Genomic DNA, 21,430 nt, shown 5'->3' with positions numbered 1-21,430 from the left:
GCTGGGCGCCGACCGCACGAATCAGTTCAGATGGTGTGCAGCGAAAGCCGCAGCGTTGTGGAGCACCGTGGTTGTGTCGTCGAGGATCCGACCGAAGTGGAGGAACGAATGGAGCACATCCGGATACTCCTCGAAGCGGACGTCGTTGCCTGCCCGCTGCAGGGTCCTGGCCAATGCCCGGCTGTCATCGCGCAGCGGATCGAGCCCGGCGGCCGCGACGAACACCGGGGGCAGACCGGAGAGATCGGCGGTGAGGTGCGCGACGAACGGTGAACGTTCGTCCTCCGGGGTCGGCAGGTAGTCGTCGAGGAGGTTGCTGAGGTCGTGGATGCCCATGCCGTCCCAGTCGCCGCCGTAGAGCCTGCGACTGGCCGAGTCGATGAGACCGTGGCTGCCGTAGATGGGCAGGAGGGCGCGCAGAGCCGAGAAGCTCGCGGGACTCGCCCCGATGGTCTCCGGTTCATCGCGCAGAAGCAGACCTGCGCCGAGGGTGAGAACCGCCCCAGCCGAATCCCCGGAGATGGCCAGGCGTGCGCCGTCGATGCCGAAATCCTCACCGTGGCCGGCGAGGTGGTCAACGACCCCGGCGCACTCGTGCAGTGCCTGCGGGAACTTCACCTCCGGCGACAGCGAATAGTCGACTCCGATCACGGCGAAGCCGCCGGCCGCGGCGAGCACGCGCATGATCCGGTCATGTGTATCGAGGTCGCCGAGGCTGAACCCACCGCCGTGGAGGAACACGAGCCCGGGAAGGACCGCCTCGGAGGTGGGGCGATGGATGCGGATCGGAACGTCGATCCCGGCGGTGCGGATGTGGTGATCATCCGTGCGGGCCATGGTTGGGCCACCTTCGTTCCACAGCGTGCGTTCGGTCCGGTATTCGGCGCGTTTGGCGGCCAAGGATCGAGCGGCAGGGGAGAGGTCACCGGCGGCAGCGGCGCAGGCCTCGCCGGCTCGGCGGCACTCGTCGGCCCGAGTGGCCTGGACGGCCATGACCTCGCGCATCTGTGGCGACATCGATGCCACGATGTCGGCAGGGATGGTGGCCAGCAGCGCTTCGGTGAGCGCGGGGTCGACGGTCACGCCGGGAATCATCAGCCTCATTCTTGGTCGGCGGCATTGATTCCCAGCTTAGCGAGGCCAGCGGCGGCGGCCACGGTAGGACTCACCTGCGAAGATCCGGAATATCCGCCGCTCGACGCTGTTATGACAGGGGGACTGTGACACCAGTCCTTCACCGCCGAAGACATTGTAGGAGCCAACCCTTGACCGAACACATGCGCAGGCACGAGACCGACCACGAAATCCCTTGGTCACTGCCGATCGTCGTGCGCCGGTCCAAGACCGCCATCGCTCGCCACATCGATGTCCTCGAGGCCACCTCTCGTGCTGTCGTGACCTTCCTCGACGATCCGCGCTCACAGCCGGGCGGGGACTGGAATGAGGCCGTCGAATACTGGCGTGACGGAGCGATCCGCAAGGTCGTGCGCCGTGGCGACGGGAAGAAACTCGAGGACGCACGGGCACTCGGGTGCGTGAGCGTGACCTTCGGCGGCACCGACGATTTCGCTCCCGCCGAGGCGTTCGTCTTCGCACCCGGCCCCGTCGAACCCCTGCCGCATGAGCTGAAGAAGCTGCAGGTCGGCGGCACCGAATTCCCGGATGAGGGCGAATCCTCGATCCCCGCCGCCGAGGCGGTCGTGACCATCGAACTCTCACCCGAGCTGACGCTGACGACCGGGAAGGCCGCCGCGCAATGCGGACACGCCGCGCAGCTGGCGTTCGAGCAGATGCCCGACGACGTGCGAGAGCGCTGGCGCGAGTCCGGTTTCAGCCTGCGCGTGCAGACTGCGACGAAGGACGCGTGGGCGGCGAACGACCAGCAGGTCAGCGTCGTCGACGCCGGCTTCACGGAAGTCGATGGGCCGACCGAAACCGTCCGCGCCCGGTGGTGAACCAGCCCGCTCGCCGGGCGGCTCACCCTGCCCTGCACCACACGAATCGGCGGTGGGACGGTAAGTGGGGGAGCCGCCTCGGCGAGGGGTGACTCAGACGTTGTCGAGGTCTTTGAGCTCGTCCTCGGTCAGCGGTCGCGTCTTCGTGCCGTTGCCGAACTCGTCGAGGTAGATGATGTGTTTGACCATCTCGCCGGTCTCTTCGTCCTTGACTTCGATGATGTCACCAGGTTGGGTCGCTGGCTGGTAGAAATCTTCATTGACTCCGGTCATCGTGACCACCTCCTACAGGTATCCTCACCATACGATGCTGTGAACTGAGTCTCAAGGGCCCCTATTGCTACCTGACGGCGGCCCAGCAACCTGGCGCCAGGTTGCTGGGCCGCCGTCAGGTAGCAATAGAGGGTCTTCAGGGTGCGGAATCGGTAGTCTGAGTTCATGGAACGACAGAGATTTCACTTGTCCGGAGGTCGCGATCGCAATGTCGCCGAGGAGGCCCGCCCCGGAGAGGACGAGTTCCGCGTCGATATCGAACGGATCCGGTTCTCCCCGTTCTTCTCCCGCCTGGCTTCGGTCACCCAGGTCATTCCGCAGGCCGGTTCCGGTACCGTCATCCACAACCGGCTGACGCATTCGCTCAAGGTCTCCGCGGTGGCCCGGTCGATCGCGATCACGTTGAACAACGCTGACGAAGGGACTCGGGAAACGGTCAACCGCCTAGGCGGGTGTGATCCGGTTGTCGTCCAGGCGGCCGCGGCCGCCCACGATCTGGGGCACCCTCCGTTCGGCCACCTCGGCGAGAAGGAACTCGACCGGGTGTCGCGGCAGGTGCTGCGCCTCGAGGACGGGTTCGAGGGGAATGCGCAGACGTTTCGGATCCTCACCGCCCTCGACAGCTGCGAGGCCACGGCGCGCGGTCTCAACCTCACACGTGCGATTCGGGCCGCGGTGCTCAAATACCCGTGGGAGCGCGGGGAATGGACCGGCGACCGGGCGTCGTCGGCGGCACGGATGCCACGCGGAGTCGGCGACGATGTCAGTGAGGGCGCCATGAAATTCTCCGCCTACGACACTGAGGTCGAAGAGATGGCGGACGTGCTCTCGGCGTTCCCGGCGATCGGGAAGTATCAGCAGACGCTCGAGTGCGCGGTCATGGACGTCGCTGACGACATTGCCTACGCGGTGCACGACCTGGACGACTTCTACCGGTCGAACGTGCTGCAGTACACGGCTGTGTCCGCTGAGCTTGGGCGGTGGCTGCGCGATCATCGCGAGTTGGCGGCGCTCGATTCGTCCGAGCTGGATCGGCGCCGTCCCGGCCATGCCCTCGAAGCAATACGGCGACACATCGGGGAGAAGGACCCGTGGATTGCCTCGGAGGAGGCGTTCCGGGAGTCGGTGGAGCGGGTCAACCGGGATCTCGTCGAGGGACTCCTCGGCGTCCCCTACGACGGGGGATTGGAAGCGGACCGGGCGGTCACCGGGTTCACCCGGCGGTGGATCGACCGGTTGCAGGCCTCCATCGTCGTCGACCCGGATCCGCATATCCGCAGCGGTCACGTGCGGCTGAGCCAGGAGGCTTGGCACGATGTCGTGGTGCTGAAGTTCGTGCATTCGCGGTTCGTGCTCGAACGGTCTGACCTGGCCGTGTATCAGCGTGGGCAGACGCGGATCATCGCGTCCTTGGTCGAGGGATTCCACGAGTGGCTGCTCGACCCGGATGAAGTCACGCGGATTCCCCGGCGTCTGGTCGATTCCGTCGAGGCGGCCACGCAGGAGTATTCGGATCTGTACGCGCGCAACCCCGAAGCGCTGGGGGAGGAGGGCGCGGCCGGGATCGTAAGGCGTGGTCGAGCACGGGCGGTTGTCGACTACATCGCCTCGTTCACCGATGCGCAGGCGATGTCGGTCAACGCCCTGATCACCGGTGCCTCGGAAGAGCCGTGGGAGGCCGGGCGCGGGTTGTAGGTCTCGTGCGTTGGGGTCGGGGCTCCCCGCGATCCCTGACCTGCGGTCGAAGCCGCAGCCCGTTGTCAGCGGTCAGGAAACGACGGGCATGCAAACGGCGGGGCCGGAGTTCTCACTCCGACCCCGCCGTTGTGGCGTCAGCTCAGTGACTGAGCTGGGTCACCCTCAGTGCTTACCGCCCGAGGAGCGGTAACGGCGGGTTGCCCACACCGCTGCTGCGCCGCCGGCGAGGAGCAGTGCGGCGAATCCGACCATGGCCGGGAGGCCGTCGGCACCCGTCCGCGGCAGGTCGCCACCGGCATTGCCCGAGGCGTTCGTGCTCGAACCGGCCGAGGTGCTTGAACCGGCATGTGATCCGCTGTCGGACGACGATCCGGCGTTCGACGAAGCTGAGGAGTTCGCCGAGGCGGCCTTCTCGGAATCGCTCGAAGCGCTGGCGTTTGCTTCGTCACCGTCAGCCGAAGCGCTGGCTGCGCCGCCGTCGGCCGAAGCGTTTGCTTCGTCACCGTCGGTGGAAGCGCTGGCCTCAGCTCCGTCGGCGTTGGCAGCGGCTTCCGCCGAGGCTGCGCTCGACGCTTCAGCGTTGGCGGCCGCGGTTGCGGCCGCCGCAGTGTCGGCGTCTGCCGCTGCGGTGGTGTCAGCGCTTGCCGAGGCCTCATCGGTGGCATCGGCCGCTGCGGTAGCGGCAGCCTGTGCCGATGCGTTTGCCTCTTCGGTGGCATCTGCCGATGCCGTGGTCGAGGCTTCCTCTTCAGCTGCTGCTTCTGCGGCGGCTTCAGCATTTTCGTTGGCCGCTGCAGAAGCGGTGTCGTTGGCGTCAGCGTCCGCGGCGGCTGCTGCCGCTGCCTCGGCTGCTGCGTTGTTGTCCTCATCAGCATCTGCCGAAGCTGCTGCGGAGGCCGACGCGTTGGTGTTCGCGTCTGCTTCCTCGGCTGCCGAAGCATCGGCTTCCGCTGCTGCTTCAGCTGACGCGTCATTCGAGGAATCCGCGTTCGCTGCAACCGATGCGGCTGCTGCCGAGTCGGCATTGGCTGCCGCTGTGGTGTCGGCGTTGGCGGTATCTTCGTCAGTCGCATCGGCGGCTGCAGTGGCTGCGGCCTGTGCGGATGAGTTGGCCTCTTCGGTGGCATCTGCCGATGCCGTGGTCGAGGCTTCTTCTTCGGCTGCTGCTTCTGCGGCAGCTTCAGCGTTTTCGTTGGCTGCTGCGGATGCGGTGTCGTTCGCGTCAGCGTCGGCAGCGGCTACTGCTGCCGCCTCGGCTGCTGCGTTGTTGTCGTCATCCGCCTGAGCCGAAGCCGCAGCAGATGCGGAGGCATTCGCATCAGCCGTGGTGTCCTGAGACGCATCGGCAATCGTCGAATCATCGGCGTTAGCGGCTGCCTCTGCAGAAGCCTCGCTGGACGAGTCTGCCGTGGCTGCCGTGCTGGCAGATGCGGCAGGATCGGCGTCCGCTTCTGCAGTTGCGGCGGCGTTAGTGTCGTCCGAGTTGTCTGCCTTGGCGGCTGCTGTGGCTGCTGCCTGTGCGGATGAGTTGGCCTCTTCGGTGGCATCGGCTGATGTCGTCGTGGAGGCTTCTTGTTCGGCTGCTGCTTCTGCGGCAGCTTCAGCGTTTTCGTTGGCTGCTGCGGATGCGGTGTCGTTCGCGTCAGCGTCGGCAGCGGCTACTGCTGCCGCCTCGGCTGCTGCGTTGTTGTCGTCATCCGCCTGGGCCGAAGCTGCTGCGGAAGCTGACGCGTTGGTGTTCGTGTCGGCTTCCTCGGCTGCCGAAGCATCCGGGTCGGTCGCGGCGTCGGGGTCGGTGCCAGCATCGGCATCGGCGGCTGCCGCTACCGAAGCATCGCTAGACGAAGTTGCGTTGGATGCGACGGCTGCTGCTGCCGCAGGGTCCGCATCGGCGGCCGCTGAAGTGTCAGCATTCGTCGAATCCGAATTGTCGGCATTGGCGGCGGCTTCTGACGCTGCGGTCGACGAAGCGTTCTCATCGGAGCTGGCGTCTGCCGTGGTGTCGGAGGAGGCCGTTTTTGTCGCAGCCGAATCGGCGGCAGCGGTCGCGTCAACCTCTGCTGCTGCGGAGGCCGCCGTGGTGGCATCCGCCATTGCGGCGGCTTCCGATGCTGCTTCAGCGGCGGCATTGCTGTCGTCATCAGCGGTCGCTGATGCGGCTGCAGAAGCTGCTGCGTTGGTGTTCACATCGTCATCGCCTGGTTCCTCGGGAGCCTCAGCGGTTGCACGCACCGAGGACGACGCGAGGTTGATGTCGATGGCATTCGCTGCAGGAAGCAGTTCCAGGCTCACGGCGTTGACGGTGAAACCGTCGCCGTTTTCGCCGTCGACGTAGCTGTTGTCAAGCGCAGACTGAGCGCTAGCGCCCTCCGGTTTGGCTGGCACTGGTGACTGCTCGTTGATCGTGAGATCGACGACCTCATTGAGGGCTTCGAAAACCGGATCGAGCGAGCTGAGGACCGGGTCGATGACGCCAGTGACGGCCCCCGAGACCTCTTCGGCAGTGGATTCGAGGATTCCGCCGATGACCGGCTTTGTGATCCCGAGAACAGCGTCAAGTACCGGCTCGGTGATGAGATTCAGGAGTTCGCCCAACGGAATGATGCCGAGCAGATCCAGCGTGGTCGAGATCTTTGGATCAGTGTCATCAGTGCCAGCCAGTTGACCAAGCGTGGCGTCGATGACGATCTCGCCCTTGGCGAGCGGCAGGAGGGCTCGAATCTCTGCTGGCAGCTCGATCTTGAGATGCACATTGTTGAGCGCATCGGTGAGGGTGTCGGTGAGAGTACCTGTCAGCTCCCCGAGTGCGTCGGCGACCGCGGTTGTGATCTTTGAGATCGTATCCGAAGTCAGTACCTGCGTGTTCGGATCCAGTCCGTTGAGGTCTTCGCCGTTGCCACCTTCGACGACCTTGGCCAGGTCGATAGCGATCTTGCCCGAGGCCAGATCGATCGAGACGATTCCGGACTTGTCTTCGAGCTTCTCCTTGACGACGTTTTCGACAACGCTGTTGAGCGCGTCGCGGACTTCAACCGAGACCTTTGCATTGTCGCCGCCGATGGCGATTCGGCCCACTCGGCCGAGGTCGACATCGAGTCCGATGCTGGCGAGCTGATTGAGGAGGCCTTCGTCTCCGATGACTTCTTCGAGGGTGCCGCCTGTTCCGTCGACGACGGTATCGAGTGCGTCGGAGATGCCTTCGACAGCAGGGCTCGAAACGGTCAGCGTGCCGTCAGCAACGACGTACTCCGGAGTGTAGTCCGTGCCGTTACTGTTGGCAGTCGACGCGATCGCGCCGAGCTCGAGGCTGAGGTCGTCGACGACCTGATCGGTGACTCCGTCCAGTCCGAGCTGCCCGAGGACCGCAGTCAGGTCGACATTTGCATTGCCGTAGTCGCCATTGTTGATGTCGTCGAGGTTGAGGGAACCGTCAGACCCCACGGCGCCGGCGCTGGCCTTCGCGTCGTTGTACTGCGGTGCGTGACCGTAGGCATTCAGGGCACCGGCGTTGCCGAGGTGCAGCAATCCGCCACCGTCTGCGTCACTAACCAGCGGAAGTGAAAGGCCCTCGCCGAGGTCGAGCCGCAGTGCGTTGAGCGCTTCGACGTCGAGCGGGGTCGAGGAGGCCTCGGTGCTGCCCGGCGAGCTGCTGTAGGCAGAAGCCACGTCGGCGAGCTGTCCGCCAAGAAGCTCGGACTGGATCAGCTGGCCCCACGCCTCAGCGTCTTGTTGGGGGCCGTTGTCGGGTCGGCCAGCGGCCGCCGCAGGGGACACGGTCATTGCAGTCAGAGCCAGCGCCGACGCGGCGGCGACTGTGCCTACTGCAACCTTTCGACCGGTTCCGGGCCGGCCTCTCAGTATTCTCATGGTTCTCCAGATCGTTCAGACCCTGATCAGGCCCAGGCGCCGCCTGGACGGAAACAGGCAGTTTCCTGACAGGACGCTCACAACGTTACGGAGTAATCAAAAAGTAATCAGTAGATCACACGAAAAGTTACCTCGTCGTTATAGTTACGCCGAGGTAGGTTCTGATGGCTGGTACGGATGTCCGCAGCGGCAAGACTCGTTTCTGCGTGATTCTATGAATCTGCAGGTGAAAGGCTTGCTAGGAGAAGCACAATCTGACGAACTGAAATTTGCCATAGTCATAGTTGAGTCACTGCGTACGCCCGTTTATGTCATGGATTGAGACACGGTCGGGTGACTGCTAAATCCGTCCGTGACCGTACGGTGACAGGCAGGGTCACGACTCCCGCGGTGTGGACGGGGCGCGCAAGACACCTCGCCCTCGCCTAAAGTCGACTCAACCGACAGGAGAGACGGCATTCGACGAAGGAGTTGAGGCATGGCGAAGAAGATACGATGGGCAGTTGTCGGGGCCGGCATCATTGGAGCCGCCGTCGCGCGCGAGATCCAGGGCCGCCACGACTCCGCCGACGTCACCCTCTTCGAAAAAGAAGACCACCCCGCCGCCCACCAGACCGGCCACAATTCCGGAGTCGTCCACGCCGGTCTCTACTACGAGCCAGGCAGCCTCAAAGCCACGCTCTGCCGCCGGGGCGTCTCGCTCCTGACCGACTTCGCAAACGACCACAATGTCGCCTTCGACGAATGCGGCAAGGTCGTCGTCGCCACCGACGACACAGAAGTCGAACTTCTTCAAGCCATCCGTGATCGTGCCCTGGCCAACGGCGTCCCCGACATCGCCCTGCTCGACCGCGACGGCCTGCGTGATATCGAACCGAACGCCGAAGGCCTCGCAGCCCTCCACTCACCTCACACCGCGATCATCGACTACCCCGGCCTCACCGACGCCCTCGTCGCCGACTTTCGCGCCCACGGCGGCCGCGTCCGCTTCTCCACCCCGGTCAAGAACATCGATCACCGAGGCGGCCCCACCCGTGACACCGCCATCGTCCGCACCCCGGTCGACGCCCAGGAATTCGACCACGTCATCGTCTGCGCCGGGCTCCAGTCCGACCGCCTCGCCGCTCGCTCCGGACAGGAGCGCACTCCCACCGTGGTGCCGTTCTTCGGGCAGTACTTCATCCTCGACGAGGCATACAGCAACACGGTCAACGGACTCATCTACCCCGTCCCGGACCCGAAATATCCCTTCCTCGGCGTCCACGTCACCCGACGTATCGATGGCGGTCTGATGATCGGCCCCAATGCCTTCCTCTCGTTCTCCCGCGAAGGCTACCGAGGTCTCGGCCTCAATATCCCCGACTCCCTGGCCGTGGCCGCCGACCTCGGATTCTGGCGCTTCGCAGCAGCCAATATGGCCACCGCTGCCCGTGAGCTGCCCGGGGTGCTCTCGATCGAGAGATTCGTCGCCGAGGCGGCCCGCTACGTTCCCTCGCTCGCCGCAGCCGACGGTCACCGCGCCACCCGCGGAATCCGCGCGCAGGCCATGAATCGGGATGGAACACTCGTTGATGATTTCGTCATCGATCGGGCGGGAGCCACACTGTTCGTCAGGAACGCGCCGTCCCCGGGAGCCACCTCGGCGCTGGCCATTGCCGAACACCTCGTCGGCATCATCGACGGGCGATGATGCCGGTGGCGGGCCTCGACGACGAAGGGCCGCCTGCCCGACCGTGAGGAAGGGGAGGCGGCCCGAAGACCAGAGCGGCTGCTCAGTCGCACCGACTCACTTGGGAGTGCGGGTCTCTGCGCTGATGAACCAGGCCTGCTGCTCGAGCTGAGCGATGTAGCTGTGGAAGATGTCGGCGGTCGTCGGATCCGCCGAGTCGACCTCGTCATGGCAGTCACGCATCGACGCTACGGTTGCCTCGATCGACGCGACCATGTGGTCGATGGCGTCGTGGGTGCTGATCTCTCCGTTCGGGAACTCCGGCAGCCCTGTCTGTTCGGCGATCACCGCGGGGCGACCGTCCGGAGCGGAGTGGAGGGCACGCATGCGTTCAGCGATCTCATCGCTGCCTGCACGGGCGATGTCCGTGACTTCGTCGAGGTTGAGGTGCAGGTCTCGGAAGTTCGTGCCCACGATATTCCAATGCGCCTGCTTGGCGGTCAGGCTCAGAGCGATGAAGTCGACCAGAACCGTTTGGAGGTTCTTGGTCAGGGCGTCGGAGGCGATGAAGCCGCGCTCGGCGTTCTCGCGAGTGGTCTTCTCTGAGCCGTGGGGGTCGGGAACTGTCACTGACTGTGTCATGATTTCTGCTCCTGTTCTCTCCGGTTTCGCGTTGACCCGGAGTCTATGACCACCATAACGCTGCCGCAGATGACGCGTAACCCCCGTCAGGATGTGCCTGACTCATCGTCCTGGGCGATATAGACGCGGGAACGCAGCCGCTGGGCGTGCGTGAGAGTTTTGAGGTCGATGTCGCTGTCGAAGCTTGAGCCGAGTGCGCCGGCGACGACGCCCATCGCTGCGCTCAACCGATGTCGAGGTAGTTCGTCAGCCGGGCTTCGGGCCGGTGGATCATCAGGGCCATGAACTCGGGGTCGATGACGATGAGCCCTCCGGCGAGGATGCCGATGACCAGCAAAGCGTTCCCACTGTGACAGTGCCGGTTTCGGTCTGGCCAGGGCGAAGGCGAATTCCGACGCTTTGTCCACTGGATTTTCAGGCCGAATCTGATCTCGGACCCCTGAACGCGTATTCTGATACCGACGTGTCGACGAGACGAAGGAGGACGCGGTCAATGGCAGTTCTGGTGACCGGAGGGGCAGGTTACATCGGTTCGCACGTGGTGCGACTGCTCACCGAACGCGGAGACGATGTGCTCGTCGTCGACGACTTCTCCACCGGCATCGACGCTCGCGTCGAGGGCCTGCCCGTAGTTAACCTCGACCTCGCCGCAGCCGACGCCGAGGAACGCTTGGTATCCGCGATCAAGGAACACGGCGTCGACTCGATCATCCACTTCGCGGCGAAGAAGCAGGTCGGCGAATCCGTCGAGGAGCCGGTCATGTACTACCGGCAGAACATCGGGGCACTGACGAACATCCTCGCCGCCGTCGAGGCGACCGGCATCGAATCGCTCGTCTTCTCCTCCTCAGCCGCGACCTACGGCATGCCCGATGTCGACATGGTGCCTGAGGATCTCGACTGCCGCCCCATCAACCCGTACGGCCAGACGAAGCTCATCGGCGAGTGGATGATCGACAACCAGATCACCGCCTCGCAGATGCGGGGCACCACGTTCAACGCCGTGAAGCTGCGCTACTTCAACGTCGCCGGTGCCGGCTGGAGCGAACTCGCCGACACCGCCGTCATGAACCTCATCCCGATCGTGCTCGGGCGGCTGAAGGACGGCAAGGCGCCGATCATCTTCGGCGACGACTACGACACCCCTGACGGCACGTGCATCCGCGATTACGTTCACGTCAAGGACCTCGCCGAGGCGCATATCGCCGCCCTCGACTACATGAAGGCCGGCGGCACCACGGAGACCGTGTTCAACGTCGGCACCGGGACCGGCGCCTCGGTGAAGGAAGTCATCGACACCATCGCCGAGGTGACCGGCCGTGTCATCGTCCCCGAAATGGGCGAGCGTCGCGCCGGTGACCCGCCGGCGCTGGTCGCCGACGTCACCCGGATCTCGGCCCTCCTGAGTTGGAAGGCCGAGTACGGGCTCGATGAGATCGTCCGCAGCGCTGTCGATGCGGCCGGGATGCTGCCGGAGCAGAAGTAGACCCCGTCAGTCTGCGGCCTTCAGCTCGCTCTCGGTCATCCACTTGTGGTTCTTCATCTCCATCTCATCGGTCTTGATGTCGACCATGTAGACGGTCTCGTCCGTCGCTGAGTCGATCGTCGTCTCGGCACCCTTCATTCCGGGCATATGATCGGCGTTGACGGTGGCCTTGTCGCCCTTCTTCAGCGGTGCCTTGCCCGGGTCCTTGAGCTCTTCGTGGACGACCCACTTGTGATCCTTGACCGGGTCGCCGCCGTCGGTCGGCGTGTAGCTGATTGAGTAGGTCGTGGTGTCGAAGGCGCCGGAGACTGTTGCCTCGGCGCCCTTCATTCCCGGCATGTGGTCGGCGGAGAGGACGACTGTGTCGCCGACATCGAACTTCGGGTCGGCGGCTTTCTTGATGCCCTCCGGTGGGTCGCCGCCGTCGGCGGCGTGCCCTTTATGGCCACCCGATTCGTGTCCGGATTCGCTGCTGTCCGTATCTTCGTGGTCGGCCCCGCCTGCTTCATTCGAGGCGGATTCGTGATGGCCGTGGGAGTCCTCGCCGCCGGATCCTCGGGTGTCGTCATTCGCAGTTGAGCAACCCGCCAGTGCCAGTCCGAGTGCTGCGGCGACTGCAGTGAATCGAATGGTCGGAGTGAGCTTCTTCATGAGTGGTCTCCTGATTCTGTGAGACGATCGCGTCGGATTCGCTCGGCGGAAGATGAGAGCATTTGAGGGCATCCCATTCCTTGGGCCCGCCACGATCACCCTATACCCCTTGAGGGTATGCTTGCCAAGACGACAGAGGTGCTCTGCACCCGTAGTGACATGGGGAGATATATGAGAACGACGCAATTCGTGTTGGGTGCGACGGCTTTGGCTCTAGCACTGACCGGGTGTTCGGCTCCAGGGCCGGGTAGCGGGTCATCCGCTGCATCAGGAGAGTCCGCGGCGGTGCAGCCGGGTTCGGCCGAAGCGCTGCTTGCGGGTCTCGATCTGGCCGACGAAGACGTCACAGGAGTCATCGATCAACTCGATCGCCTGCCTGTCGACGAGAGGCCCACCGACCTCATGGCCTCGGTCCAGCGTGACGAACTTGTTCTCACCGATGGACAGCAAGCGGCGACGATGGCACTGCCGGAAGGGAAGAGCTACGTCTCCATCGCTCCTTTCGTCGATGAGACGCACGACTGCTTCTACCACAGCCTCACGACCTGTCTCGGTGAGTTGAGCGGGAAGGACGTCGATGTGGTGATCACAGACTCAAAGACGGGCGAAGCAGTGGTGGATGAGTCGACGGCGACCTTCGATAACGGGTTCGTCGGCTTCTGGGTGCCGTCCGGCATCACCGGTACCATCGAGGTCACCGCCGAGGGCAAGACCGGTACGACCGATTTCTCCACGAGAAGCGATGGGCCCACCTGCGTGACCGACCTCAAGTTGAAGTAGTTACGAGGAAGCCGGGCCGACCGTCGTCACCCACTCGACAGGAGCATTGCTATGACCCACCACATCGTCATCGGAGCGGGCTTGACCGGTGCCGCAGCCGCATATTCCCTGACCGCGCGCGGCGAGGACGTCACGGTGCTCGAACGGCACACTCCGGCCAACGACCGCGGCAGCTCCCATGGTTCGGCCCGCATCTTCCGCTACGCCTACCCGGATCGTCTGTACACCGAACTCGTGGTGCGCGCTCGTGAGCTGTGGGATGAGCTCGAGTCGAAATCGGGAGTTGAGCTGATCACTCGCACGGGGGCGCTCGACTTCGGCGACGCTCGGCATACTGATCTGCTCGCCGAGATCTTCGATGAGGTCGGCGTTGAGTACGAGATCCTCGATCCCGCACGCGCCGCAGAACGGTGGCCGCAGTTCGCCTTCGATACCGAAGTTCTGTGGCACCCCGACGCCGGCGTCATCGATGCCGAGACCTCGGTGACGACCATGCTCGACCGAGCGGTGGACACCGGTCGGGCTCGGATACTCACCGATTGGACGGTCACCGAGGTGGCCCGACGTTGCGCGGGCGGCTTCAGTGTCACCTCGGCGACGGGGGACGTTGTCGAAGGTGACCGCGTCATCGTCGCGGCGGGCGGGTGGCTGCCCGACCTCCTCGGCGATCTTGGTCTTCCGCAAGCGTTTCTTGAGGCGCTGCCGACATTCGAAGTGCGGCAGGAGCAGGCGTTCCACATGCCCTACCGCGATGCCGATGAGGACGGTCGGCCGAGCACGCCGTGGCCGACGTTCATCCACAAATCCGGTGAGTTGTTCACCTACGGACTGCCCGGCGGGCGGGATGCCGGCTTCGCGGGGCAGAAGTTCGCGCAGTTCAACGGTGGCAAGGTCATCGATTCGGCTCTTGACCAGGACGGACAGATCACCGAGGAGATGCGGACCCGGATGATCGACTATGCGAAGCGGAACCTGCCGGGACTCATTCCGGAACCGTATGCGGAGACGACGTGCCTGTTCACGAACACCCCGAACGAGGATTTCGTCATCGACGAGGTCGACGGTCTCGTCATCGTCTCGGCCTGTTCGGGGCACGGGGCGAAGTTCGCACCGCTGCTCGGCGAGTTCGCGGCCGACCTCGCGACAGGGGCCGGCGAGGTGCCGGAACGCTTCCGAGTGGGTGGCGCTTCGACTTCGTGATCGAGCGGGGCGCCTCGGGGACTCGGTGTCTTAGCGCGGGGCTGCCTCAGCGCTTTGATGCGATGATGAGGTGCCGCGTCGAGTGAGCGACGAAGGACTCGCCCCCGCGCATCTGAGTGTCGAGTTCACGCAGCTGCGGAAGGTAGTCGGCGACCGCGAAATCGGGCACCCACCACGGGCACTTGCGCAGGATCCACACGATCGCACCGACGTCGAAGAACTCCATGCGGCAGCGTGCGCTGCGCAGCGTTTCGACCGCGAGCCCGGCCGCCTCGGCGGCATCATTTTCGGTCTGGGGATGCCGGGCTCGGCGGTTCTCGGGCAGCGGCCCGAGGAAGAACTCGATGAGTTCGAACGCCGATGCCGGACCGACGTGCTGGGCGAGGTAGGTGCCGCCGGGAACGAGCACACGGCTGATCTCCGACCACGTGGGACTCACGGGATGTCGAGAGGTAACGAGGTCGAAGCTGCCGTTGGCGAACGGCAGCCTGTGCGGTCCGGCTTCGACGACGTCGACGCCACGCGGACCGAGCCGATGGCGGGCCACGGCGATGTTGGGGCGGTGCGATTCGGTCGCCGCCATGCGCGGCGGCAGCACCGGAGCCTCGTCGATGACCTCACCGCCGCCGGTGTCGATGTCGAGGGCCGCGGTCGCGGTCGACAGCCGCCTGGCGAGCAGCGTCGAGTACCTCCACGCAGGACGCTCCTCGGTGGCGCGTCCGTCGAGCCAGTCGAATCCCCAGCCAGTGACATCGGCGGACTGTGCTTCGGTGACGAGCTCGTCGAATGCGCGCATGTGTCCATCCTCGCGCACACGACTCTCACCCGTCGAGCGATGAGGCGGCGGGCCGCCTCGGCGAGGTTGATGTTGCGGTGGGCGGAACTGAGTGCACATTGCGCGAATTCTCGGGTCGGTGATGGTCACAAAATCTCGCGGAACGGGCATGATGGCCTTATGACCACAGATATGGATATTGCGCTCAGCGCCGAGCTCGATCCCATCGTCGACATCGCCGCTGGGCTGGGTCTCGACGCGAAGGACATCATTCCCCACGGATGGACGAAGGCGAAGGTGCCCATCGACATCCTCGACCAGGCGGCCGAAACCGCCACAGATGGCAAACTCATCCTCGTCACCGCTATGAGCCCGACCCCTGCCGGCGAGGGAAAGACCACGACGAGCATCGGCCTGGCCGACGGACTCAACGAACTCGCGCGGTCGAAGCCCGAGGTCGGCAAGGCCGTGCTCGCGCTGCGGGAGCCGAGCATGGGTCCGGTCTTCGGAATGAAGGGCGGGGCGGCCGGCGGCGGATACGCGCAGGTCGTGCCGATGGAAGATATCAACCTCCACTTCACCGGCGACTTCGCGGCCATCGCGGCGGCGAACAACCTCGCCGCGACCATGCTCGATAACCACATCCACTTCGGCAACGACCTCGACGTCGACCCGCGGCGCATCCATCTCCGCCGCGTCGTCGACCTCAACGATCGAGCACTGCGGGGAGTTGTCGTCGGACTCGGCGGACTCAACGGAGGAGTGCCCCGCGAGGATGCCTTCGACATCGTCGTCGCCAGCGAGGTCATGGCTGTGTTCTGCCTTGCCACCTCGTTGGCCGACCTCAAAGAACGGTTGGGACGGATCGTGCTCGCCCACAGTAGGGGGCGGGAACCGATCACCGTGGCCGACATCGGGGCGGCGGGCGCGATGACTGCGCTGTTGCGCAACGCTCTGGCACCGAACCTCGTGCAGACCTTGGAACATTCGCCGGCCTTCATCCACGGCGGACCGTTCGCGAACATCGCCCACGGCTGCAACAGTCTGCTGGCCACGAAGGCCGGGCTGGCGCTGGGGGACTGGGTCGTCACGGAAGCCGGATTCGGTGCCGACCTCGGAGCCGAGAAGTTCCTCGACATCAAGTGCCGCACCGCCGGGATCTGGCCCTCGGCCGTGGTCGTCGTCGCGACCCTGAGGGCCCTGAAGTACCACGGTGGGGTCGACGTGAAGGATGTGAACTCGACTGATGTTGGTGCGGTGCTGGAGGGGATGAGCAATCTCGAGCTGCACTGTCGGAACCTGCGTGAGATCTACGGACTGACTCCGGTGGTGTGCTTCAATCGATTCCCCACGGACACCGACGAGGAGATGGCCGCGGCGATCGCGCACTTGGACAGTCTTGGGGTTGCGGCCGTCGAATCGACGCACTGGGCCGACGGCGGCAAGGGCGCTTTGGCTCTGGCCGAGGCAGTGGTCGAGGCCGCCGCCGGTGTTGACGGCGAGTTCCGGACGATTCGTGATGAGAATCGAGCCGAAGAACCGCACGATTCGTCCGGAACTCGCCCTCAGCGGGCGGTGCCGCGCTACTCTTACGAGCTCAATGACCCCTTGGAGGACAAGATCCGCACGATCGCCCAGCGGATCTACCAGGCGAAAGACGTCGACCTGCCGACCGCGGTGAAACGAAAGCTCACGCAGTTCGCCGACGAGGGCTACGGGGACGCGCCGATCTGCATTGCGAAGACCCAGTACTCGCTGTCGACGGACGCGAGCCTGCGCGGGGCGCCGACCGACCACATCATCGAGGTCAAGGACGTGCGGCTGTCGGCCGGCGCCGGCTTCGTCGTCGTCATCGCCGGCGACATCATGACGATGCCCGGCCTGCCCAAGGAACCCTCTGCACTGAAGATCGACGTCACCGACGACGGCAACATCACCGGCCTCTTCTGACCCTTTGCGATCTCAATTACTACCTGACGGCGGCCCAGCAACCTCGCGCGAGGTTGCTGGGCCGCCGTCAGGTAGCAGATGGGCGGGTCTGTCGTGCCTAGCGTCGTGGTTTCTGCAGCCATGGACGGAGTAGACGGGTGCTCATCGGCAAGAAGATGTAGGTCATCAGCGGTGTGAGGATGCAGATGTTCAGCAACACAGCGAGCACCGTCGGCCAACTGTGCAAATGGGGCATGAGGAGAAACGTCGAGAGCAGGCTGAGGGGGAAGAACGGCAAGAAGATGCTCACGGCCTGTTTCCACCGAGGTGGGACGACGGATTCGGGAATCGTCCGGGTCTCCTCACCCTGCGGTTCGAACCAGCCCTCGATACCGGTGCGGTGTTCGACGCGGGTGGTCTCGACGAGTCCGGCGGCGCTTTCGATCCACCAACGGCGGTCCTCGGAATCATCCCAGGCCCGCAGGGTCTTCTCATCGGCGAAACGATAGAGCAGATGCCACTCATCGGAGTCCGGGCTCGTCCGCACCCAACCCGATCCGAGGTAGCCCTCGCGTTCGCGAGCCAGTTCCTGCCCGGCCTGGGCCCAGGCGGTGAACCGGCGGTGCTGACCGGGCTGAACGGTGCGGGTGATAGAGACGGTGATCGGAGACGTTCGCAGCATAAGGGAGAGTATAGAGACCCGCTCGCGAGCGCCAGCAGCCGCCTGGAACTGCCGCGCCGAATTCAGGCGTCCCCGGTCACCCGAATGAAGACTCGGTCGAGTGCGGCTGCTAGGTTCGCGCGGTTCGTGTCGTCCATCCAGTCCCGGTTGACCTGCTCATTGAGTCCGCCCGGAGTCTCATGCGCGGCGACGAGATCGGCGATCGGAGCCTCGGACTGGTCGAGCGTGGTGCCGAGACCGACGAACTGGCCTCGGATGAAGTGGTCGGCATCGGCCTGCTCCCACCCCCGGTCGACCAGCCATGCGGTGATCGTCTGCAGAAACGCGAAGTGTGCCGACATCGTTGCCGTCACCGCTGACAGGGTGCTGAACTTCGTCTCGTCGGCGGCCGTGACCGATCCGCCGAGGAGGTCGAGGAGGGCCTCGACATCGCCGTCGGCGGGGAACATCGCCGTCACTCCCTTGCGCTCACGGACGGCCGGGAGCGGGATGATCCGCACAATGTCCGGATCGTGGGGGAGGAGCGCTGAGAGCTCGCCCGTCGGAATCCCGGCAACTGCGCTGACCAACGTCTTCTCTGCCGGAATGTCGAGGGCGCCGAGGACGCCTGCAGCCTGCCGAGGGAGGACGGCAAGGACGATGAGGTCGCTGCGATCGACGACCTCCTGGTTGCTCTCGGCCACCTCGGCGGTCTCAATCGTGTCGGCAAGATGCCGTGCCCGCTCGGCATTGCGCGGGGAGAGCACGAACCGCAGTCCGGTTTCGGGCCCACCGCCGTTCTCTGTTGCCGCAGTGCCCGTGCTCAACCCTTCGACCATCGCCGAGGCGATCTCGCCGACACCGATGACTCCGATCGTGCTCATGTTCTCCCCCTTGAGTGACGAGGCGAGTTCTTCCGTCTGTTCGCATTGTGTCATCGTCTGTTGGACGAAGCGTCAGCGGTCTGGCTCGTGACTGTGAAGAAGCTCTTCGCCGAGTTGCAAGAAGTGTCGTCCGTCGTCGGGCTCGGACGTCGTTGATCGGTGGCGCACACCCACCAACTCCGCCCCAAACTACCTGACGGCGGCCCAGCAACCTCGCGCGAGGTTGCTGGGCCGCCGTCAGGTAGCAATAGAGGGTCAGAAGGAGGGGAGGACGGAGCCGTCGGCCCACTTCTTCTCGATGAACTTCTTCACCTCGGGGGAGTGGAGGAGCTCGTCGAGCTTCTTGATGTTCTCGTCGTCCTTGTTCTCCGTACGCACGGCGAGGAAGTTGCCGTACGGGTTGTCCTCGGCCTTCTCCAGCAGGATGCCGTCCTTGGCCGGGCTCAGACCGGCTTCCAGGGCGTTGTTGCCGTTGATGACCGAAGCATCGACGTCTTCGAGGGTGCGAGCCAGCTGTGCGGCGTCGGCCTCGACGAACTTCACGTTCTTCGGGTTGTCCTCGACGTCAGAGAGCTTCGCATCGACCGCGTCCACGCCGTCCTTGAGGGTGATGAGCTTCGCGTCTTCGAGCATCTTCAGCGCGCGACCCTGGTTCGACGGGTCGTTGTTGATGCCGATCTTCGCGTTCTTCGGGATGTCACCCACGTCCTTGATGTCCTTCGAGAACAGCGCGAAGGGCTCGAGGTTGATGGGCTTGAAGCCGGTGATCTCGTAACCCTGGCCCTCGACCTCGGAATCGAGGTACGGCTTGTGCTGGAAGTAGTTCGCGTCGATGTCGCCATCGTTGAGCGCCTTGTTCGGCAGCGTGTAGTCCGTGTACTCGGTGACCTCGATGTCGAGGCCGGCATCCTCGGCGAGGTTCTCATCCACGTAGCGCAGGATGTCGCCCTGCGGCACCGGGGTCGCACCCACGGTGAGCTTGGTGATGTCGCCGTCCTTCTCACCGACGGAATCGGTGCCGCCGCCGACGAGTCCGCAGCCCGAGAGCAGCAGGGTCGCGCTGGCCGCGATCGCAATGAGCTTGGTCTTCATGATTCTCCTTGATGTGTGATGTGTGCTGTGCAAAGGGATGAGCAATGGTGGCCGTTAAGTGTGCGCAGATTGCCGGTTTCGTCGCCGATTCGGACAATCTGAGCACACTTAACTCGGAGTTCCGTCGCCGCGCCGGACGTGATCGACGCCGCCGAGGCGGCTCACCGGTGGTCGACCGCGCGGGCCAGCCGATCGCCGATGATCTGGATGAGCGTGACGATGAGGACGAGGACGATGATGCACGCGATCATCGTGTCGCCCTGATAACGGTTGTATCCGTAGGAGATCGCCAACGCTCCCAGGCCGCCGCCGCCCACGGCACCGGCCATCGCGGTGTAGGACACCAATGTCACCGAGGTGACCGTGGCTGCTCCGATGAGACCGGGCATCGCTTCGGGAACGTAGACCTGGCGGACGACCTGCCCATTTGAGGCCCCCATCATCAGAGCGGCTTCGATCTTGCCTTCGGAGACCTCGCGCAGCGAGTTCTCGACCAGACGGGCGTAGAAGGGGATCGCGCCGATCGTCAGCGACACCACGGTCGCCTGCCAGCCCAGTGCTGAGCCGACGACGAATCGGGCGAAGGGGATGAGCGCGATGATGAGGATGATGAAGGGGATCGAGCGCGTGATGTCGACGATGAAGGACAGCACCCGATAGACGACCGGGTTCGAGTTCAGCCCGCCCTTCGAAGCGGTGAACAGCCAGATGCCCAAGGGCAGTCCGAAGAGCACGGCGAGTCCGGTCGACCAGGCCGTCATGAGCAGAGTCTCGATGGTTGCCGGCCACATCTGATCGGTGATCGCCGGGTTGTCGAACCATGTGGGATCGTTCATCAGGCAGCCTCCTCCGCATAGATTCCATCGGCTTTCAGAGCGCTGATCAGCTCTTTCGCCTGCTCGGCCGAGTCGACGGAGAAGCGCAGCCGACCGACCTGGCGGCCTTCGATCGTCTCCACGGCACCGGCGAGGATCGCCTCGGCGCTCGCTCCGGCATTCCGTGCGGCGGTGAGCACGGTAGGCAGATCAGTGCCGGCCAGGGACACTTCGACGAGGCGGCTCGCCCCGTCATCGATGCTGACCGGAGGCAGGGGGACGAGATCCTTGGCCAGGACCGATCCGGGCTCGGCGATGACCTCGGCGAGTTTCCCGGTCTTGGCCACGCGGCCGTCGGCGAGCAGCGTCACGGAGTCGCAGATCTCGCGGATGACGGACATCTCGTGTGTGATGATGAGGACGGTGATGCCCAGACGGTCGCGCAGCGAGCGGATGAGACCGAGGATCTGATCCGTCGTCGTCGAATCCAGCGCCGAGGTGGGCTCATCGCACAGCAGCACCTTCGGCTCTGCGGCCAGGGCTCGGGCGATGCCGACGCGCTGCTTCTGCCCGCCCGAGAGCTGGGAGGGGTAGTTGTCGACGCGGTCGCCGAGGCCGACGAACTCGAGGAGCTCACGGGCCTTGTCCAGGCGTTCGGCCTTCGGCGCACCGGCGATCTTGAGCGGGTGGGCGACGTTCTTCAGCGCCGTGCTCGAGTCGAGGAGGTTGACGTGCTGGAAGACCATGCCGATGCTGCGACGGGCTTCGCGCAATCCGGCACCGGACTGGTTCGTGAGGTCGACGCCGTTGATCGACACCGTCCCGGAGGTGGGGGACTCGAGCCCCGTCAGGCAGCGGATGAGCGTGGACTTGCCTGCGCCGGAGCGGCCGACGATGCCGTGGATCTCTCCGGCGGGGACCGAGAGGTCGATCTCCTCCAGGGCGACGGTCTGTCCGAACACCTTCCGCAGTGCGCGCAGTTCGATCACAGGCGCCTCCTCGTGTGGTTGACGAATGCCGCGCACGGTGGTGGACGGCAGAGATTTGGGGATG

Annotated in this window: 19 protein-coding genes; 7 read left to right on the top strand and 12 right to left on the bottom strand. The window is 64.8% G+C overall.

Going from position 1 to position 21,430, the window contains the following annotated elements:
• Positions 1-21: 21 nt before the first annotated feature.
• Positions 22-1,083, bottom strand: a complete 1,062-nt coding sequence (locus LJ362_RS12970) for an alpha/beta hydrolase fold domain-containing protein (protein WP_264799477.1) — start codon at positions 1,081-1,083, stop codon at positions 22-24.
• Between the two features lie 182 nt (positions 1,084-1,265).
• Between LJ362_RS12970 and LJ362_RS12965 the strand changes: the two genes are divergently transcribed.
• Positions 1,266-1,955 (top strand): peptidyl-tRNA hydrolase, encoded by a 690-nt coding sequence (locus tag LJ362_RS12965; protein WP_264799476.1) that lies wholly within the window; start codon positions 1,266-1,268, stop codon positions 1,953-1,955.
• Positions 1,956-2,048: 93 nt separating this feature from the next.
• Here the strand turns inward: LJ362_RS12965 and LJ362_RS12960 are convergent, their stop codons facing one another.
• Positions 2,049-2,228 carry a hypothetical protein gene (locus LJ362_RS12960; protein WP_264799475.1) on the bottom strand — a complete coding sequence of 60 codons (180 nt, stop codon included), beginning with the start codon at positions 2,226-2,228 and terminating at the stop codon, positions 2,049-2,051.
• A 165-nt stretch (positions 2,229-2,393) separates the two neighbouring features.
• On the opposite strand from LJ362_RS12960, the gene LJ362_RS12955 reads away from it, so the two are divergent.
• Entirely contained in the window at positions 2,394-3,923 is a 1,530-nt protein-coding gene (locus LJ362_RS12955; protein WP_264799474.1) for a deoxyguanosinetriphosphate triphosphohydrolase family protein, read from the top strand.
• Positions 3,924-4,088: 165 nt separating this feature from the next.
• On the opposite strand, the gene LJ362_RS12950 is transcribed toward LJ362_RS12955, so the two are convergent.
• Positions 4,089-7,793, bottom strand: coding sequence for a choice-of-anchor G family protein (locus LJ362_RS12950; RefSeq protein ID WP_264799473.1), 3,705 nt, complete (start codon positions 7,791-7,793; stop codon positions 4,089-4,091).
• Between the two features lie 478 nt (positions 7,794-8,271).
• Here LJ362_RS12950 and lhgO point away from each other — a divergent pair, with 478 nt between their 5' ends.
• Positions 8,272-9,483 carry an L-2-hydroxyglutarate oxidase gene (gene lhgO, locus LJ362_RS12945; protein ID WP_264799472.1) on the top strand — a complete coding sequence of 404 codons (1,212 nt, stop codon included), beginning with the start codon at positions 8,272-8,274 and terminating at the stop codon, positions 9,481-9,483.
• Between the two features lie 96 nt (positions 9,484-9,579).
• Here lhgO and LJ362_RS12940 read toward each other — a convergent pair whose 3' ends face one another.
• Both LJ362_RS12940 and LJ362_RS12935 read right to left on the bottom strand, forming a co-directional pair.
• A complete protein-coding gene (locus LJ362_RS12940; protein WP_264799471.1) occupies positions 9,580-10,104 on the bottom strand; it encodes a Dps family protein in 525 nt (174 codons plus the stop codon).
• Between the two features lie 86 nt (positions 10,105-10,190).
• Positions 10,191-10,331 (bottom strand): hypothetical protein, encoded by a 141-nt coding sequence (locus tag LJ362_RS12935; RefSeq protein ID WP_264799470.1) that lies wholly within the window; start codon positions 10,329-10,331, stop codon positions 10,191-10,193.
• A gap of 266 nt (positions 10,332-10,597) precedes the next feature.
• Here LJ362_RS12935 and galE point away from each other — a divergent pair, with 266 nt between their 5' ends.
• Entirely contained in the window at positions 10,598-11,590 is a 993-nt protein-coding gene (gene galE / locus LJ362_RS12930) for a UDP-glucose 4-epimerase GalE (RefSeq protein ID WP_264799469.1), read from the top strand.
• Positions 11,591-11,596: 6 nt separating this feature from the next.
• On the opposite strand, the gene LJ362_RS12925 is transcribed toward galE, so the two are convergent.
• A complete protein-coding gene (locus LJ362_RS12925; protein ID WP_264799468.1) occupies positions 11,597-12,241 on the bottom strand; it encodes a YdhK family protein in 645 nt (214 codons plus the stop codon).
• Positions 12,242-12,358: 117 nt separating this feature from the next.
• Here LJ362_RS12925 and LJ362_RS12920 point away from each other — a divergent pair, with 117 nt between their 5' ends.
• Complete coding sequence (locus tag LJ362_RS12920; protein ID WP_264799467.1) at positions 12,359-13,021, top strand: CueP family metal-binding protein; 663 nt, start codon at positions 12,359-12,361, stop codon at positions 13,019-13,021.
• 51 nt (positions 13,022-13,072) lie between these two features.
• Complete coding sequence (locus LJ362_RS12915) at positions 13,073-14,221, top strand: FAD-dependent oxidoreductase (protein ID WP_264799466.1); 1,149 nt, start codon at positions 13,073-13,075, stop codon at positions 14,219-14,221.
• A 46-nt stretch (positions 14,222-14,267) separates the two neighbouring features.
• Here the strand turns inward: LJ362_RS12915 and LJ362_RS12910 are convergent, their stop codons facing one another.
• Positions 14,268-15,017 (bottom strand): class I SAM-dependent methyltransferase, encoded by a 750-nt coding sequence (locus LJ362_RS12910; RefSeq protein WP_264799464.1) that lies wholly within the window; start codon positions 15,015-15,017, stop codon positions 14,268-14,270.
• A gap of 159 nt (positions 15,018-15,176) precedes the next feature.
• Here LJ362_RS12910 and LJ362_RS12905 point away from each other — a divergent pair, with 159 nt between their 5' ends.
• Positions 15,177-16,946, top strand: coding sequence for a formate--tetrahydrofolate ligase (locus tag LJ362_RS12905; RefSeq protein ID WP_264799463.1), 1,770 nt, complete (start codon positions 15,177-15,179; stop codon positions 16,944-16,946).
• 97 nt (positions 16,947-17,043) lie between these two features.
• Here LJ362_RS12905 and LJ362_RS12900 read toward each other — a convergent pair whose 3' ends face one another.
• From LJ362_RS12900 to LJ362_RS12880, 5 genes are all read right to left on the bottom strand, one after another.
• Positions 17,044-17,607 carry an antibiotic biosynthesis monooxygenase gene (locus LJ362_RS12900; RefSeq protein WP_264799462.1) on the bottom strand — a complete coding sequence of 188 codons (564 nt, stop codon included), beginning with the start codon at positions 17,605-17,607 and terminating at the stop codon, positions 17,044-17,046.
• Positions 17,608-17,669: 62 nt separating this feature from the next.
• Entirely contained in the window at positions 17,670-18,470 is an 801-nt protein-coding gene (locus LJ362_RS12895; protein WP_264799460.1) for an NAD(P)-binding domain-containing protein, read from the bottom strand.
• 255 nt (positions 18,471-18,725) lie between these two features.
• Positions 18,726-19,562, bottom strand: coding sequence for a MetQ/NlpA family ABC transporter substrate-binding protein (locus tag LJ362_RS12890; protein ID WP_264799459.1), 837 nt, complete (start codon positions 19,560-19,562; stop codon positions 18,726-18,728).
• A 161-nt stretch (positions 19,563-19,723) separates the two neighbouring features.
• A complete protein-coding gene (locus tag LJ362_RS12885) occupies positions 19,724-20,398 on the bottom strand; it encodes a methionine ABC transporter permease (RefSeq protein WP_264799458.1) in 675 nt (224 codons plus the stop codon).
• Positions 20,398-21,366, bottom strand: coding sequence for a methionine ABC transporter ATP-binding protein (locus tag LJ362_RS12880; protein ID WP_264799457.1), 969 nt, complete (start codon positions 21,364-21,366; stop codon positions 20,398-20,400). Before LJ362_RS12880 ends, LJ362_RS12885 begins: the two co-directional genes overlap by 1 nt.
• Positions 21,367-21,430 lie beyond the last annotated feature (64 nt).

The organism is Brevibacterium sp. JSBI002, assembly GCF_026013965.1.
In the GTDB taxonomy this organism is placed as follows: Bacteria; Actinomycetota; Actinomycetes; order Actinomycetales; family Brevibacteriaceae; genus Brevibacterium.
Note: the sequence above shows the minus strand (reverse complement) of the source record. Positions and strands in the feature narration are given on the sequence as shown.

Bases quoted from the DNA above. Each gene is read 5' to 3' on its own strand.
- LJ362_RS12895 (WP_264799460.1), bottom strand. From the start codon at position 18,470: ATGAGCACGATCGGAGTCATCGGTGTCGGCGAGATCGCCTCGGCGATG.
- galE (WP_264799469.1), top strand. From the start codon at position 10,598: ATGGCAGTTCTGGTGACCGGAGGGGCAGGTTACATCGGTTCGCACGTG.
- LJ362_RS12960 (WP_264799475.1), bottom strand. From the start codon at position 2,228: ATGACCGGAGTCAATGAAGATTTCTACCAGCCAGCGACCCAACCTGGT.
- LJ362_RS12915 (WP_264799466.1), top strand. From the start codon at position 13,073: ATGACCCACCACATCGTCATCGGAGCGGGCTTGACCGGTGCCGCAGCC.
- LJ362_RS12890 (WP_264799459.1), bottom strand. From the start codon at position 19,562: ATGAAGACCAAGCTCATTGCGATCGCGGCCAGCGCGACCCTGCTGCTC.
- LJ362_RS12920 (WP_264799467.1), top strand. From the start codon at position 12,359: ATGCTTGCCAAGACGACAGAGGTGCTCTGCACCCGTAGTGACATGGGG.
- LJ362_RS12955 (WP_264799474.1), top strand. From the start codon at position 2,394: ATGGAACGACAGAGATTTCACTTGTCCGGAGGTCGCGATCGCAATGTC.
- LJ362_RS12925 (WP_264799468.1), bottom strand. From the start codon at position 12,241: ATGAAGAAGCTCACTCCGACCATTCGATTCACTGCAGTCGCCGCAGCA.
- LJ362_RS12900 (WP_264799462.1), bottom strand. From the start codon at position 17,607: ATGCTGCGAACGTCTCCGATCACCGTCTCTATCACCCGCACCGTTCAG.
- LJ362_RS12905 (WP_264799463.1), top strand. From the start codon at position 15,177: ATGACCACAGATATGGATATTGCGCTCAGCGCCGAGCTCGATCCCATC.
- LJ362_RS12885 (WP_264799458.1), bottom strand. From the start codon at position 20,398: ATGAACGATCCCACATGGTTCGACAACCCGGCGATCACCGATCAGATG.
- LJ362_RS12910 (WP_264799464.1), bottom strand. From the start codon at position 15,017: ATGCGCGCATTCGACGAGCTCGTCACCGAAGCACAGTCCGCCGATGTC.
- lhgO (WP_264799472.1), top strand. From the start codon at position 8,272: ATGGCGAAGAAGATACGATGGGCAGTTGTCGGGGCCGGCATCATTGGA.
- LJ362_RS12950 (WP_264799473.1), bottom strand. From the start codon at position 7,793: ATGAGAATACTGAGAGGCCGGCCCGGAACCGGTCGAAAGGTTGCAGTA.
- LJ362_RS12940 (WP_264799471.1), bottom strand. From the start codon at position 10,104: ATGACACAGTCAGTGACAGTTCCCGACCCCCACGGCTCAGAGAAGACC.